Annotated in this window: 13 protein-coding genes; 7 read left to right on the top strand and 6 right to left on the bottom strand. The window is 60.4% G+C overall.

The genetic code is table 11. The features are described from left to right. The first annotated feature begins 5 nt into the window (after positions 1 to 5). Genes ACZ0AZ_RS25160 through pepN form a run of 6 tightly spaced genes read left to right on the top strand, consistent with a single transcriptional unit; the run spans position 6 to position 6,523 of the window. The gene (locus ACZ0AZ_RS25160) at positions 6 to 896 is read left to right on the top strand and encodes an NAD(+) kinase (protein ID WP_016774212.1); all 891 of its coding nucleotides are present in this window, start codon (positions 6 to 8) and stop codon (positions 894 to 896) included. After that, complete coding sequence (locus tag ACZ0AZ_RS25155; RefSeq protein ID WP_463538391.1) at positions 896 to 1,867, top strand: metallophosphoesterase; 972 nt, start codon at positions 896 to 898, stop codon at positions 1,865 to 1,867. The genes ACZ0AZ_RS25160 and ACZ0AZ_RS25155 overlap by 1 nt, the downstream gene beginning before the upstream one ends. Continuing rightward, on the top strand, positions 1,864 to 2,733 hold the full coding sequence (locus ACZ0AZ_RS25150) for a rhomboid family intramembrane serine protease (RefSeq protein WP_415762121.1): 870 nt from the start codon (positions 1,864 to 1,866) through the stop codon (positions 2,731 to 2,733). The genes ACZ0AZ_RS25155 and ACZ0AZ_RS25150 overlap by 4 nt, the downstream gene beginning before the upstream one ends. 34 nt (positions 2,734 to 2,767) lie before the next feature. Continuing rightward, on the top strand, positions 2,768 to 3,028 hold the full coding sequence (locus tag ACZ0AZ_RS25145) for a YeaC family protein (protein WP_016774215.1): 261 nt from the start codon (positions 2,768 to 2,770) through the stop codon (positions 3,026 to 3,028). Beyond that, positions 3,025 to 3,855 (top strand): DUF2797 domain-containing protein, encoded by an 831-nt coding sequence (locus ACZ0AZ_RS25140; RefSeq protein WP_039763226.1) that lies wholly within the window; start codon positions 3,025 to 3,027, stop codon positions 3,853 to 3,855. Before ACZ0AZ_RS25145 ends, ACZ0AZ_RS25140 begins: the two co-directional genes overlap by 4 nt. Before the next feature lie 10 nt (positions 3,856 to 3,865). After that, complete coding sequence (pepN, locus tag ACZ0AZ_RS25135) at positions 3,866 to 6,523, top strand: aminopeptidase N (protein WP_463538390.1); 2,658 nt, start codon at positions 3,866 to 3,868, stop codon at positions 6,521 to 6,523. Positions 6,524 to 6,708: 185 nt separating this feature from the next. Here pepN and katG read toward each other — a convergent pair whose 3' ends face one another. Both katG and ACZ0AZ_RS25125 read right to left on the bottom strand, forming a co-directional pair. Beyond that, positions 6,709 to 8,985 carry a catalase/peroxidase HPI gene (gene katG, locus ACZ0AZ_RS25130; RefSeq protein ID WP_310409456.1) on the bottom strand — a complete coding sequence of 759 codons (2,277 nt, stop codon included), beginning with the start codon at positions 8,983 to 8,985 and terminating at the stop codon, positions 6,709 to 6,711. A 138-nt stretch (positions 8,986 to 9,123) separates the two neighbouring features. Then, positions 9,124 to 11,334: an LTA synthase family protein gene (locus ACZ0AZ_RS25125; RefSeq protein WP_463538389.1), complete on the bottom strand. Its 2,211-nt coding sequence runs from the start codon at positions 11,332 to 11,334 to the stop codon at positions 9,124 to 9,126. Between the two features lie 327 nt (positions 11,335 to 11,661). Here ACZ0AZ_RS25125 and ACZ0AZ_RS25120 point away from each other — a divergent pair, with 327 nt between their 5' ends. Then, a complete protein-coding gene (locus tag ACZ0AZ_RS25120; RefSeq protein WP_123441675.1) occupies positions 11,662 to 12,678 on the top strand; it encodes an ABC transporter substrate-binding protein in 1,017 nt (338 codons plus the stop codon). Positions 12,679 to 12,737: 59 nt separating this feature from the next. Here the strand turns inward: ACZ0AZ_RS25120 and ACZ0AZ_RS25115 are convergent, their stop codons facing one another. The 4 genes from ACZ0AZ_RS25115 to ACZ0AZ_RS25100 form a co-directional block, all read right to left on the bottom strand. After that, complete coding sequence (locus tag ACZ0AZ_RS25115) at positions 12,738 to 12,953, bottom strand: helix-turn-helix transcriptional regulator (RefSeq protein WP_073475280.1); 216 nt, start codon at positions 12,951 to 12,953, stop codon at positions 12,738 to 12,740. Continuing rightward, complete coding sequence (locus tag ACZ0AZ_RS25110) at positions 12,950 to 13,324, bottom strand: hypothetical protein (RefSeq protein WP_122880091.1); 375 nt, start codon at positions 13,322 to 13,324, stop codon at positions 12,950 to 12,952. Before ACZ0AZ_RS25110 ends, ACZ0AZ_RS25115 begins: the two co-directional genes overlap by 4 nt. A 166-nt stretch (positions 13,325 to 13,490) precedes the next feature. Beyond that, entirely contained in the window at positions 13,491 to 13,970 is a 480-nt protein-coding gene (locus tag ACZ0AZ_RS25105) for a copper chaperone PCu(A)C (RefSeq protein WP_039763221.1), read from the bottom strand. Next, on the bottom strand, positions 13,970 to 14,575 hold the full coding sequence (locus ACZ0AZ_RS25100) for an SCO family protein (protein WP_463538388.1): 606 nt from the start codon (positions 14,573 to 14,575) through the stop codon (positions 13,970 to 13,972). Before ACZ0AZ_RS25100 ends, ACZ0AZ_RS25105 begins: the two co-directional genes overlap by 1 nt. Positions 14,576 to 14,669 lie beyond the last annotated feature (94 nt).

Genomic DNA, 14,669 nt, shown 5'->3' with positions numbered 1-14,669 from the left:
GTCCCATGGAGCAATTTCGTAATATCGGCATCATCGGTCGCCTGGGCAGTTCCCAGGTGCTGGATACCGTCCGCCGACTGAAACGCTTTCTGCTCGACCGTCACCTGCATGTGATCCTCGAAGACACCATCGCTGAAGTCCTGCCCGGCCACGGCCTGCAAACCTCGTCGCGCAAGATGCTCGGCGAAGTCTGCGACATGGTCATAGTCGTCGGTGGTGACGGCAGCCTGCTCGGCGCCGCGCGGGCGCTGGCCAAACACAATATTCCGGTGCTGGGCATCAACCGTGGCAGCCTCGGCTTCCTCACCGATATTCGCCCGGACGAGCTGGAAATCAAGGTCGCCGAAGTGCTCGATGGCCACTATCTGGTGGAAAACCGCTTCCTGCTGCAAGCCGAAGTGCGTCGCCATGGCGAGGCCATCGGCCAGGGCGATGCGCTCAACGACGTGGTGCTGCACCCGGGCAAATCGACGCGGATGATCGAGTTCGAACTGTACATCGATGGCCAGTTTGTCTGCAGCCAGAAGGCCGACGGCCTGATCGTCGCCACACCCACCGGCTCCACTGCCTACGCCTTGTCTGCCGGCGGGCCGATCATGCATCCCAAGCTCGACGCTATTGTGATTGTGCCGATGTACCCCCATACCTTGTCGGGACGGCCGATCGTGGTCGATGGCAACAGTGAGCTGAAAATCGTCGTGTCCAAAGATATGCAGATCTACCCGCAGGTTTCCTGCGACGGCCAGAACCATTTCACCTGCGCACCGGGCGACACCATTACCGTGAGCAAGAAAGCGCAGAAGCTGCGCCTGATTCATCCGCTCGATCACAATTACTACGAGGTGTGCCGCACCAAGCTTGGCTGGGGCAGCAAGCTGGGGGGCGGAGGCGACTGATGCTCGATCCCGCGCGCAGTTACGACCTGATCGGTGACGTGCACGGATGCGCTCTGACCCTCGAACACTTGCTGGACCGTCTCGGTTATCACAAGCAGGCCGGGGTCTGGCGCCATCCGTCACGCATGGCGGTGTTCGTCGGCGACATCATTGACCGCGGCCCGCGCATTCGCGAGGCGTTGCACATCGTCCACGACATGGTCGAGGCGGGGCAGGCGCTGTGCATCATGGGCAACCACGAATTCAACGCGCTCGGCTGGGTCACCCCGGCACCACCGGGCAGCGGCAAGCAGTTCGTGCGTGAGCACACCAAGCGCCACGCGCGGCTGCTGCAGGAAACCCTCACTCAATTCGAAAACCATCCGGGTGACTGGCATGATTTTCAGCAGTGGTTCTACGAGCTGCCGCTGTTCGTCGATGCCGGGCGCTTCCGCGTCGTCCACGCTTGCTGGGACGCCGGACTGATCGAGCCGCTGCGGGCGTTGTTCCCCAATGGCTGCGTCGATGAGCATTTCCTCCAGGCCTCGGCCGTTCCCGGCAGCTTCGCCTGCACCGTGTTCGATCGCCTGCTGCGCGGCACCGACATGCGCCTGCCCGGTGGCTTGACCATGACCAGCGGCGACGGTCTGGTGCGTTCATTCTTTCGCACCAAATTCTGGGAAGACGACCCGAAAACCTACGGCGACATCGTCTTCCAGCCCGATGCGTTGCCAGAACCTGTCGCGCAGACGCCGCTGACTTCAAGCGAAAAGAATTCTTTGCTGCGCTATGGCGTCGACGAGCCGTTGCTGTTCGTCGGCCACTACTGGCGCAGCGGCAAACCGGCGCCGATCCGCCCGAACCTCGCGTGCCTGGATTACAGCGCGGTGCTCTACGGCAAACTGGTGGCCTATCGTCTGGACCAGGAAGCGCGCCTGGATCCGCAAAAATTCGTCTGGGTCGATGTCGAGCGGCCGGAGGTGCTGCAATGAGTGCGGTAGCGGTATTGCGCCTGCCGTTGGCGGTGGATTTGAGCGGTTTCGTCAAACTGTTGCAGCGCATGCAAGTGCCCCATCGGGTCAGCGAAGAGGCGGGCGAGCAGGTGTTGTGGGCGCCGGAGGAAATCAGCGAGGACGTGCGTTCGCTGTACGAGCGCTTCCCGGCTGGCGACCCGGAACAGCAACTGGATATTCCTGTAGGCCAGACCTTCAAACGGCCAGGCTTCGGCGAACAGCTGAAACACGCCAAAGCCACCGGGTTCATTCTGCTGTTGAGCCTGATCGTCGCTGGCCTGACCTTTCTCGGCGAAAACCTCGAGACACTGCGCTGGCTGACCTTCCTCGATTTCCGCGTGATCGGCGAATACATCCACTTCACGCCGCTGGCCGACAGTCTGGCGGCAGGGCAGTGGTGGCGGCTGGTCACGCCGATGCTGATCCACTTCGGCATTCTCCATCTGGCCATGAACGGCATGTGGTACTGGGAACTGGGGCGGCGCATCGAGTCGCGTCAGGGCAGCATCAACCTGATTGGCCTGACGCTGCTGTTCAGTCTGGTGTCCAACTACGCGCAGTTCGTCTGGAGCGGCCCGAGCCTGTTTGGTGGGCTGTCCGGCGTGCTTTACGGCTTGCTCGGGCATTGCTGGATCTTCCAGCTGCTGGCACCGAATCCGGCCTATCGCCTGCCGCGCGGCGTGCTGGTAATGATGCTGGTGTGGCTGGTGGTGTGCATGTCCGGGCTGATCTCGCTGATCGGTTTCGGCCAGATCGCCAATGCCGCGCACCTGAGCGGGTTACTCATCGGATGCCTCACCGGTTTGTTGGGCGGTTTGTATAACCGCCGTAAACTGGCCGTCTAACATTTTTGTTTCAGTAAAGAGCACGGAGACCCTGATGTCCTCTTTCAACGACATGATCAACAACATCACCCCGGACATCTACGAAAGCCTGAAACTGGCCGTGGAGATCGGTAAATGGTCCGACGGCAACAAACTCACTGCCGAACAGCGCGAGCTGTCGTTGCAGGCGATGATCGCCTGGGAAATCCAGAACCTGCCTGAAGACCAGCGCACCGGTTACATGGGCCCGCAAGAATGTGCGTCGAAGTCGATCGAAGTGCCGAACATCCTGTTCAAGTCGGATGCCATCCATTGATCGAGATTGGCCGCGGTGCAATCAGCAAAATGTCGGCGCGTCTGGACGGGTCGAACGTGCAGTACGCGTTTCGTCTGGATGACGTCGAGGTGCCGGTCAATCCGTTGATCGGCAGCACGTTGCGTCTGGAATTCCTGGGTGCGATCCACTGCACCCATTGCGGGCGCAGGACCAAAACCAGTTTCAGTCAGGGTTATTGCTACCCGTGCATGACCAGACTGGCGCAGTGCGACCTGTGCATCATGAGTCCGGAGCGTTGCCACTTCGACGCCGGCACCTGCCGTGATCCGGTGTGGGGCCAGCAGTTCTGCATGACTGATCATGTGGTCTACCTGGCCAACTCGTCGGGGATCAAGGTCGGCATCACCCGTGCCACGCAGTTGCCGACCCGCTGGCTGGATCAGGGCGCAAGTCAGGCGCTGCCGATCATGCGCGTATCCACACGTCAGCAATCGGGGTTTGTCGAGGACCTGTTCCGCAGTCAGGTGGCGGACAAGACCAACTGGCGCGCCCTGCTCAAGGGCGATGCTGCAGCGGTGGATCTGGCGCAGGTGCGCGATCAGTTGTTCGAAAGCTGCGCCGAAGGCCTGCAAGGCTTGCAGGAGCGATTCGGCCTACAGGCAATTCAGACGATTGCCGATGTCGAACCGCTGGAAATCCGCTATCCCGTCGAGCAATACCCGGCGAAAATCGTCAGCTTCAACCTGGACAAGAACCCGATTGCCGAAGGCACGCTGCTGGGGATCAAGGGCCAGTACCTGATCTTCGACACCGGCGTGATCAACATTCGTAAATACACGGCCTATCAGCTCGCCGTGCATCAATAAGGATTCCAGCATGCGCACCGAACAACCGAAGATGATTTACCTCAAGGACTATCAGGCGCCCGAGTACCTGATTGACGAAACGCACCTGACCTTCGAGTTGTTCGAGGACCACAGCCTGGTTCACGCGCAACTGGTGATGCGCCGCAACCCCGAGCGCGGCGCAGGCCTGCCGCCGCTGGTGCTCGACGGCCAGCAACTGGAGCTGCTGTCGGTAACGCTGGCGGACCAGGAGCTGAGCGCTGCTGACTATCAAGTCTCGGACAGTCACCTCACCCTGCAGCCGACCAGTGAAACCTTCACCCTCGACACCAGCGTGCGCATCCACCCGGAAACCAACACCGCGCTGGAAGGCCTGTACAAGTCCGGCACGATGTTCTGCACCCAGTGCGAGGCCGAAGGCTTTCGCAAGATCACCTATTACCTCGACCGCCCGGACGTGATGAGCAAGTTCACCACCACCGTCGTGGCCGAACAGCACAGCTACCCGGTGCTGCTCTCCAACGGTAACCCGATCGCTTCCGGCCCCGGCGAAGACGGCCGGCACTGGGCGACCTGGGAAGACCCGTTCAAGAAACCGGCGTACCTGTTCGCGCTGGTCGCCGGTGACTTGTGGTGCGTCGAAGACACCTTCACCACCATGAACCAGCGCAACGTCGCGCTGCGCATTTATGTCGAGCCGGAAAACATCGACAAGTGCCAGCACGCGATGAACAGCCTGAAGAAATCCATGCGCTGGGACGAAGAGGTCTACGGTCGCGAATACGATCTGGACATCTTCATGATCGTCGCCGTCAACGATTTCAACATGGGCGCGATGGAGAACAAGGGCCTCAACATCTTCAACTCCAGCGCCGTGCTGGCCCGCGCCGAAACCGCCACCGACGCCGCGCACCAGCGGGTCGAGGCGATCGTCGCCCACGAATACTTCCACAACTGGTCGGGCAACCGCGTGACCTGCCGCGACTGGTTCCAGCTGTCGCTCAAGGAAGGTTTCACGGTGTTCCGCGATGCCGGTTTCTCCTCGGACATGAACTCGGCGACGGTCAAGCGCATTCAGGACGTGGCGTACCTGCGTACCCACCAGTTCGCCGAAGATGCCGGCCCGATGGCCCATGCCGTGCGCCCGGACAGCTTCATCGAGATTTCCAACTTCTACACCCTGACCGTGTACGAAAAGGGCTCGGAAGTGGTCGGCATGATCCACACCTTGCTGGGCGCCGAAGGCTTCCGCAAGGGCAGCGATCTGTACTTCCAACGCCACGACGGCCAGGCCGTGACCTGTGACGATTTCGTCAAGGCCATGGAAGATGCCAATGGCGTCGACCTCAGTCAGTTCAAGCGCTGGTACAGTCAGGCCGGCACACCGCGTCTGGCCGTCAGCGAGTCCTACGACGCTGCCGCAAAAACCTACAGCCTGACCTTCCGCCAGAGCTGCCCGCCGACCCCGGACAAAGTAGAAAAACTGCCATTCGTGATTCCGGTCGAGCTCGGCCTGCTCGACAGCCAGGGCAACGAAATTGCTCTACGTCTGGCCGGTGAAGCCTCGGCGCAAGGCACCACCCGAGTGATCTCGGTGACCGAAGCCGAGCAGACCTTCACTTTCGTCGACATTAACGAGCAACCGCTGCCATCGCTGCTGCGCGGCTTCTCGGCGCCGGTGAAACTGAGCTTCCCGTACAACCGCGATCAACTGATGTTCCTGATGCAGCACGACAGCGACGGCTTCAACCGCTGGGATGCCGGTCAGCAGTTGTCGGTGCAAGTGCTACAAGAGTTGATTGGCCAGCATCAGAAAGGCGAGAGTCTGAAGCTCGATCCGCGTCTGGTGTCGGCGCTGCGCACGGTGCTGTCCGACGACTCGCTGGATCAGGCGATGGTTGCCGAAATGCTCTCGCTGCCGGGGGAGGCCTATCTCACCGAGATCAACGAGGTGGCTGACGTCGAGGCGATTCATGTCGCTCGCGAGTTTGCCCGCAAGCAACTCGCCGAAGGCTTGTTCGAAGCGCTGTGGCTGCGTTATCAGGCCAACCGCGACCTGTCGAAAAAGACTCCGTACGTCGCCGAGGCCGAGCACTTCGCCCGGCGCGCCTTGCAGAACATTGCCCTGTCGTACCTGATGCTCAGCGGCAAGCCGGAAGTGCTGGCGGCGGCGCTGGAGCAGTTCGAGACCGCCGACAACATGACCGAGCGCCTGAATGCGCTGGCGGTGCTGGTCAACTCACCGTTCGAGGAGCAGAAGGCACTGGCGCTCGCCAGTTTCGCTGAGCACTTCAAGGACAATCCGCTGGTCATGGATCAATGGTTCAGCGTGCAGGCCGGCAGCACCTTGCCGGGCGGGCTGGAGCGGGTGAAGGCGTTGATGCAGCACCCGGCGTTCAACATCAAGAACCCGAACAAGGTGCGGGCATTGATCGGCGCGTTCGCCGGGCAGAACCTGATCAACTTCCACGCGGCGGACGGGTCCGGTTATCGCTTCCTCGCCGATCTGGTGATCGAGTTGAACGGCTTCAACCCACAGATCGCCTCGCGCCAACTGGCCCCGCTGACCCGCTGGCGCAAATACGACAGCGCGCGTCAGGCGCTGATGAAGGCTGAGCTGGAGCGGATTCTGGCGTCCGGAGCGTTGTCCAGCGACGTGTATGAAGTGGTAAGCAAAAGCCTGGCGTAACGCCGATCAACTCCTGGGCGTTTGATTGATCGTTCCCATGCTCTGCGTGGGAATGCCTCTCCCGACGCTCTGCGTCGGCTTTGGGACGCAGAGCGTCCCTTGCTGCATTCCTTTGCTGCGCGTGGGAACGATCAACAAAAAAAATGCCGCTCAACGAGCGGCATTTTCATTAGTACAAGAAACAGCTATTTACGCAGATCAAACCGATCCAGATTCATCACCTTCGTCCATGCCTTGACGAAATCATTGACGAACTGCGTCTTCGCATCGGCGCTGGCATACACCTCGGCCAACGCGCGCAATTGCGCATTTGAGCCGAACACCAGATCCACTCGTGTCGCCGTCCACTTTGGCGCCCCGGTCTTGCGGTCACGGCCTTCAAACTCATCGGCATCCCGTGACGTCGGCGTCCATTCCACGCCCATGTCCAGCAGGTGAGTGAAGAAGTCATTGCTCAGCGTATCGGTTTTATCGGTGAACACGCCATGCCGCGTCTGCCCGACGTTGGTGTTCAACACCCGCAGACCACCCAACAGCACGGTCATTTCCGGTGCCGTGAGAGTCAGCAATTGCGCCTTGTCGATCAGCAGAGTTTCCGCCGCAACCGTGTATTTGCCTTTGCTGTAATTGCGGAAGCCATCGGCGATCGGTTCGAGGAAGCCGAACGATTCGACATCGGTTTGCTCCTGCGAAGCATCGACGCGGCCCGGTGAGAACGGCACCGACACTGAGTGCCCGGCGTTCTGCGCGGCTTTTTCCACCCCGGCATTGCCGGCCAGGACGATCAGGTCTGCCAGCGAGATCTTCTTGCCGTTGGCAGCCGAACCGTTGAACTCGTTCTGGATGCCTTCCAGCGTGCTCAGCACCTTGTCCAATTGCTCGGGCTGGTTGGCCTGCCAGAACTTCTGCGGGGCCAGACGCAAGCGACCACCGTTGGCGCCGCCGCGCTTGTCCGAGCCGCGAAAGGTCGACGCTGCCGCCCACGCCGTCGAGACCAGTTGTGACACCGACAATCCCGAAGCCAGCACCTTGTTTTTCAGCGCCGTGGCGTCGCTGTCATCGATCAGCGCGTGCGTCACGTCGGGCAGCGGGTCTTGCCAGAGCAATTCCTCTTGCGGCAATTCGGGGCCGAGGTAGCGAGAGAGCGGACCCATGTCGCGATGGATCAGCTTGTACCAGGCGCGGGCGAACGCGTCGGCGAGTTGATCAGGATTGGCCAGGAAGCGCCGGGAGATCTGTTCATAGGCAGGATCGAAACGCAGCGCCAGATCGGAGGTCAGCATGGTCGGCGAGAGCTTCTTGTTCGGATCGTGAGCGTGGGGAACGGTGCCCGCACCGGCGCCGTTTTTCGGTTGCCACTGATTGGCGCCCGCCGGACTTTTGCTCAGCTCCCATTCGAAGCCGAACAGGTTTTCCAGATAATTGTTGCTCCACTGCGTGGGCGTCGTGGTCCAGGTGACTTCCAGGCCACTGGTGATGGTGTCGGCGCCTTTGCCGGTGCCGAAGGCATTTTTCCAGCCCAGACCTTGCTGCTCCAGACCGGCCGCTTCCGGCTCTGGACCGACATTGTCGGCAGGGCCGGCGCCGTGGGTCTTTCCGAAAGCATGGCCACCGGCGATCAGCGCTACGGTTTCTTCATCGTTCATGGCCATGCGACCGAAGGTTTCGCGAATGTCCTTGGCCGAGGCCACCGGATCCGGGTTGCCTTCCGGGCCTTCCGGGTTCACATAGATCAGGCCCATCTGCACGGCTGCGAGGGGATTTTCCAGATTGCGTTCGCCCTGATCGGTACGGCTTTCTTCGCGGCCATGCAGATCGGGCTCAGCCACCAGCGTGCCGTCGCCGGGCTCCTGCACCGGACCATTGCTCTTGCCGTAACGGTTGTCGCCGCCCAGCCATTCGGTTTCCGAACCCCAGTACACATCTTCATCCGGTTCCCAGACATCGGCACGGCCACCGGAAAAACCGAAGGTCTTGAAGCCCATCGACTCCAACGCGACGTTGCCGGTGAGCACGATCAGGTCGGCCCAGGAAATATTGCGTCCGTATTTCTGCTTGATCGGCCACAGCAGGCGGCGGGCTTTGTCGAGGCTGACGTTATCTGGCCAGCTGTTGAGCGGCGCAAAGCGTTGCTGACCGGAGCCGGCGCCGCCACGGCCATCGGCGGTGCGATAGGTCCCGGCGCTGTGCCAGGCCATGCGCACGAACAACGGGCCGTAATGGCCGAAGTCGGCCGGCCACCAGTCCTGAGAGTCAGTCATCAGCGCTTTGATGTCTTGTTTCAGGGCTTGAAAGTCGAGGCTTTTGAAGGCTTTGGCGTAGTCGAAGTCCTGGCCCAGCGGATCGGACTTGGGTGAGTGCTGGCTGAGGATTTTCAGATTGAGTTGATTCGGCCACCAGTCACGGTTCGTCGTACCGCCGCCGGCGGCGTGGTTGAACGGGCATTTCGATTCGTTTGCCATGTTCGTATCCCTATCAGGTCTGCGGCCGGCTCGTGCCGACTTCGGACTGGTAAGGCTAGACCCGAGTTGGCAAGTCGGCTAATAGCCCGACTGTTGGAGGCCGATAGGCAAACTCTTTCACCGCAACTCCTACAGGGATTAGCTGGATTGCGCGGTTTCGTCATCAGGAACGTCATCAAGAATATCTTCCTGGCCGGGCAATTCGGTGATGACGCTGAAGTCCGACACTTCAACCGCGCCATTGCCATAGCCCAGCAAATGAAACGAGAAGGCCTTGCGCGGCTGCGGGTTTTCAAAGCTGAAGTCCAACTCCAGTGGCTGGTCCGCCGTGGCGACCATTTCCGTAGGCAGGCCCAGTTGCACGTCCTGTTCGAATTGCTTGGCCTTGAGCTGAATGTACGCCGCCTGCTGCGGATCAACCGAGCGCACGGTCAGGCGCACGCGGGTGTGCGAGCCTTTGGGCATTTCCAGGTATTGCGCGCCGATCAGGTTGTCGGCCCAGTCATCCTTGATCTGCGCTTGCAGTGGGATGATGTTGTTGCTGCCGAACTGGTAGCGATGATTGAGCGGTGTGCGCAGCAAAGACAGGTCCAGCGCATCGGCGCGCGCGGCGATCTGCCGGGCCGGATGGCCGCTGTAGGTGCCTTTGTAAGTAGCGCTTTCGGCGATGAAACCGGTGCTTTGGTAGTAGCGGCAGCGGCGCGGCAGGTCGCATTCGGAGAAGATGCCTTGGCCGTTGTGGTAGCGCAGCTTGCCGTTGGTGAACGACATGATTTCGCGCCCCGAATCGTAATCGCGAAACAGCGAGCGGCCGCTCAGCGCAGTCGGCACCGGCAGGTCGAAATAGTCGAGGATCGAGGTGCTCAGATCGACGTGGCCGTAGACCCCGGCATTCAGACGCGGCAGTTGCGCCTGTTCCGGCGCCAGCGTCAGGTTGAAACCCCATGAGGAGGCCAGCCGCACGCCGTCGATGCCGTGGGATTCATCCGAGGTGATCACTACCAGCGTGTCCTTGAGAACGCCCTGGCGCTCAAGTCCGGCAAGAAACTGATCCAGCGCATCGTCGAGATAACCGACGGCAGCCTGCTTGGGCGTCTCATAACGCTGCAGATAATCGTCCGGTGCCGAGTAGGGCTGATGGGTGCCGACCGTCAGCAGCGTGAGCATCCACGGCTGTTTTTGCTTCTTCAGTTGGCCGACGTAATCCAGCGCGCCTTCGAAAAATGCCCTGTCATCCTTGCCCCACGGGAACTCCAGATAGTTGCTGTTGCTGAACCATTCCAGGCCATGGGTCGCATCGAAACCGATGTGCGGCATGATCTTGTCTTTGGCCATGAAGCGCAGGCCCGCGCCCTGCAAGTAATGCGTGCTGAAGCCGTGCTCGCGCAATTGTGCCGGCAGGCAGGCCTGATTGCGTTCGTTGAGGGTGAGCATTTCCACGCCTTTGGGCGTGCCATTGTTGAGCTTGTCGTAGTCACCGCACAGCATGGCGTACAGACCGCGAATGGTCTGATGGGTGTGCAGCACGTAATCCGGGGTGTTCATGCCGCGCTCGGCCCAGCGGCTGAGGTTGGGCATCAGGTCTTCCTGATAATGACTGCCGATCGCCTCACGGTTGGCACGGATGTAGGCGCCGGGGATGCCTTCGAGCGCGATGATCAATACATTGCGCGCCTGGCCCGGCGCGGCGAGCAGCTTCTGGCCATTGAGATCGACGTCGGTGAGCCCGGCCATCGCCGGTGTGGGTTCTTCAACGTCGCCGTCGAGCCATTCCTCGGCCTGGATCTGCAGGTCGGCGACTTCACTGGCGAGCAACTGATGCGGCAGGTTGTACAGGCGCCAGGCGTCGCCGTCATTCGGCCACAGGTTCTGCGCACCCCAATGGGCGGCGAACAACACAATAGGCGCGGCCCAGACGGAGCGAGGGAGAGCAGGGCGAGACAAGCCGCGACCAACAAACTGAGTCAGCAGCCAGAACGCCAGGGCACCCAGCAACGCCATGGCCAGGGCAGGGTGCGCAAGTCCGCCGCCAGTGGAGTTTTCGACGAATTGCGGGTCGATCAGGTAGTGAATATCCGAAGGCGTCGGCAGGCGGCCGACGGCGCTGACCAATTCTGTCGTGGCGATCGCCAGCAGCGCCCAGAACATCAGCACCGGCAAGGCCAGCCACCATGCGCGGCGATGCAGCGTTACCACCAGCAAACTGCCGACGGCCAGATCCGACAAAAAGCCCAGCGGGTTTGACCAGCCCAGCGCCGCCCGCAGGCACACCGGCACGACCAATACCAGAACGATGAGAGAAAGAAGGCGGGCATTCGGCCGCCGCAGCCAGTTGAAAAGAGCGCTCACAAAAAAGGCCTGCTTGTCATCAAAGGGTCAAAAAAGTGTGGGTGATGATACCAAGGGCAGAAAGGCTGATCGGCTTTTAAAACCTGCGGCTGGCGATCGCTGAAACGGCGCGTGCCCATAGCGGGCGTGGGTTGTGGGACGTATGGCTGTTTTTCGGAGGGGCAGTTTTTTGTTTCAGACTGTTGTAGGTCCATCCACTGCTCCTGAATTTCAGCAGCAGACGCTAAATCGCGGAGTGCTATCGATATTCGATAAAGATATTTAATTTACGTTTTTTATAGCTATAAAGTCATGCCTTTCAGCCCACCCCCATGCTGCGAGGTTGTCATGGCCACACCGTTCAAACGTTCTGCGCTGACTCTGTTGGCCGCTACTCTGGCAGCGGGTGCGCTGTTCAGTAGCGGCGCCCGGGCCGAGGGCAAGATCAGCATCGCCCAGCAATTCGGCATTGGTTACCTGATTCTCGACGTCGTGCGCGATCAACAACTGATCGAGAAACACGGCAAGGCCCAGGGCCTGGAGATCAAGGTCGACTGGAACAGCATTTCCGGCGCCACGGCCATGAATGAGGCGCTGCTCACCGGAGCGCTGGACGTCGTCTCGGCCGGCGTGCCGCCGATGCTCACCGTGTGGGATCGCACCAAGGGCAAGCAGAACGTCAAAGCCATCGCCGCGCTGGGGTCGATGCCCAATTACCTGCTGACCAACAACCCGAACATCAAAACCCTCAAGGACTTCAGCGACAAGGACCGTATCGCCGTGCCGGCCGCAGGCGTAGGCTTCCAGTCGCGTACCCTGCAGATAGAAACCGCCAGGGAATTCGGTGATGACCAGTTCAAGAAGTTCGACAACATTTCGGTCAGCCTGCCGCACCCGGATGCCACCGCTGCGCTGATTGCCGGCGGCTCGGAAATCAACTCGCATTTCTCCAGCCCACCGTTCCAGTACCAGGCGCTGCAAAACCCCAACGTGCATAAAGTGCTGAGCTCCTACGACATCCTCGGCGGCCCGGCGACGTTCAACGTGCTCTACACCACGGAAAAATTCCACGACGAAAACCCGAAAACCTACAAAGCTTTCTATGACGCACTGGCGGAAGCGGAGAACATCATCAAAGCCGACAAACCCGCCGCCGCCCAGGCCTACATCCGTGTAGAGCAATCGAAACTGCCGCTGGCCCTGGTCGAGCAAATCGTCAAAGACCCGGAAATCGACTTCACCGTTGTACCGCAACGCACGTTCATCTACGCCGAGAAATTGCAGGAACTGGGTGTGTTGAAAAACAAGGCGGGGAGCTGGAAGGATTACTTCTTTGAAGAAGCGCATGGTGGTGCGGGGAGTTGAGGGGAGGGGAGTGCGGCAGGCTCCTGTGGTCTGCCGCTAATACTCGTCAGTGGCAGCGCTCACAGCGAGTCGGAAATGGACGTTTCCCCATCCTCGAAAATGCTTTCAATCGGCAACCCGAACGCTCGCGCGATCTGGAAGGCCAGCGGCAGGCTTGGGTCATAGCGTTCATTTTCGATGGCATTGATGGTCTGACGGGAGACCTTCAAGCGCTGCGCCAGATCGACCTGTGACCACTTGCGCTCGGCGCGCAGCGCCTTGAGGTGATTTTTCATTGATAGCGACGTCGGGCGATTTGCAGACCGAGGATCCACATCGCGGCCATCACCGGCCATACGCAGGTCCACGGTATGTGCGGGGCGCCGATATTTTCGAGAAAGCCATAGCTGAACGTCAGTAACGCGGAAGCGGCGAAGGCAAAGCCCAGCGCTTCAAACTGGATGCGCAGGTGCATTTCATCCAGGCGCCGCAGGTTGCGCACGATAGCCCAGCACATCAATCCGGCGGGGATCATCGGCGCCAGCGCGACGGCTGAACGCAACAGCAGATGGGCGTCCAGAAAATGTTGGCTGGCAACTACCGAGGCGATCAGCACGAGCGTGTACAGCGTCAATGCGGCGCCCATTTCGAGGTGATAGCGATTCATGTTCAACTCCCTGTAAAAGACCCTTTACATCCTCATCGAAATCTTTGCTTATGTAAAGCAAGCTTTCCATGCGGTCAGAGCATCGTTTCCATAAAAAACGGGGCGGCACGATCATCGATCAAGCCGCCCCGCTTATCTGTCGGGCGAACAGTCTTTCAGTCAGCGATCAATGCATCTTGCTGTGATCGTGGCCGCCCATGTTGGTCAGCGCGCGAACCGGTGCCTTGACTTCGATGGTTTCTTTCTCGCCCTTGGCGTTTTCCACGGTCAGGGTCAGCGGCACGCTGTCGCCTTCCTTCAACTGACCGGTCAGGCCCATCAGCATGACGTGGTAGCCGTTCGGGTCGAAGCTCACGGCTTTGCCGGCAGGCAACTCAACCGACTTCACCGGGCCCATGGTCATGACGTCGTTCTTCATGCTCATTTCATGAATCTGTACGTCCTTGGCCGCTGGCGAGGCAACGCTGAGCAGCTTGCTGTCGCTGTCGGCAGTGACGGTCATGAACGCGCCGCTGGCGGACTGGGTCGGCACGGTGGCACGGACCCAGGCGTCGTCGACTTTGGTCTGTGCCGAGACCTGGAAGGCCAGGCCGAGCAGGGACAGTGCACATACGGTGCGTTTGAGGTGATTCAGAACGGGATGCATCAGCAGACCTCCATAACAGTAAGCAAATCTTCCGTGCACTCTTGGGCTGTCAGCGAAGTGGACAGGCCCAGGCGCAACTCACCACGCGAGTCGTAGACGTAGCTGGTGGACGTATGGGAGATGGTGTAGGTGTCGCCGGCCGGGACTTTCTCGTAAAACACGTCGAATTCCTTGGCGGTCGCCTTGGTTTCCTCAAGCGTGCCGTACAACGCGACGAAGCTCGGGTCGAAGGCTTTGACATAGGCGTCGAGGATCTGCGGCGTGTCGCGTTCGGGGTCGAGGGTGATGAACACCACTTGCAGGCGATCGCCGTCGCGGCCCATCAGTTTTTTGATCTGTGCGGCGCGGGCCAGAGTGGTGGGGCAAACGGCCGGGCATTGGGTGAAGCCGAAGAAGATCATCGGCATCATCCCGCGAAAGCTCGACAGCGACATGGCCTCGCCTTCGGGGTTCTTGAGCTTGAAGGTGCGTCCGAGGATCTTGTCGCTCAGATCCTTGCCGTACTTGTACGACAGTTGGCCACGGGTATCGCAACCGGCGAGCAGGCCGAGCCCGAGCACGCCCATTCCCGCAAGTACCTTGCGGCGAGTCAACAAAGCCGTCATCTAATACCGCCTTTTGCAGCCCGCGAGTCGGCAGGACTGGCGGGGGGTTAACCGTAAAAGCGCCGCATGATAGCAAACTGAGGCTGTTCGCCGG

It is taken from the genome of Pseudomonas sp. AC239, from assembly GCF_979258545.1.
Note: the sequence above shows the minus strand (reverse complement) of the source record. Positions and strands in the feature narration are given on the sequence as shown.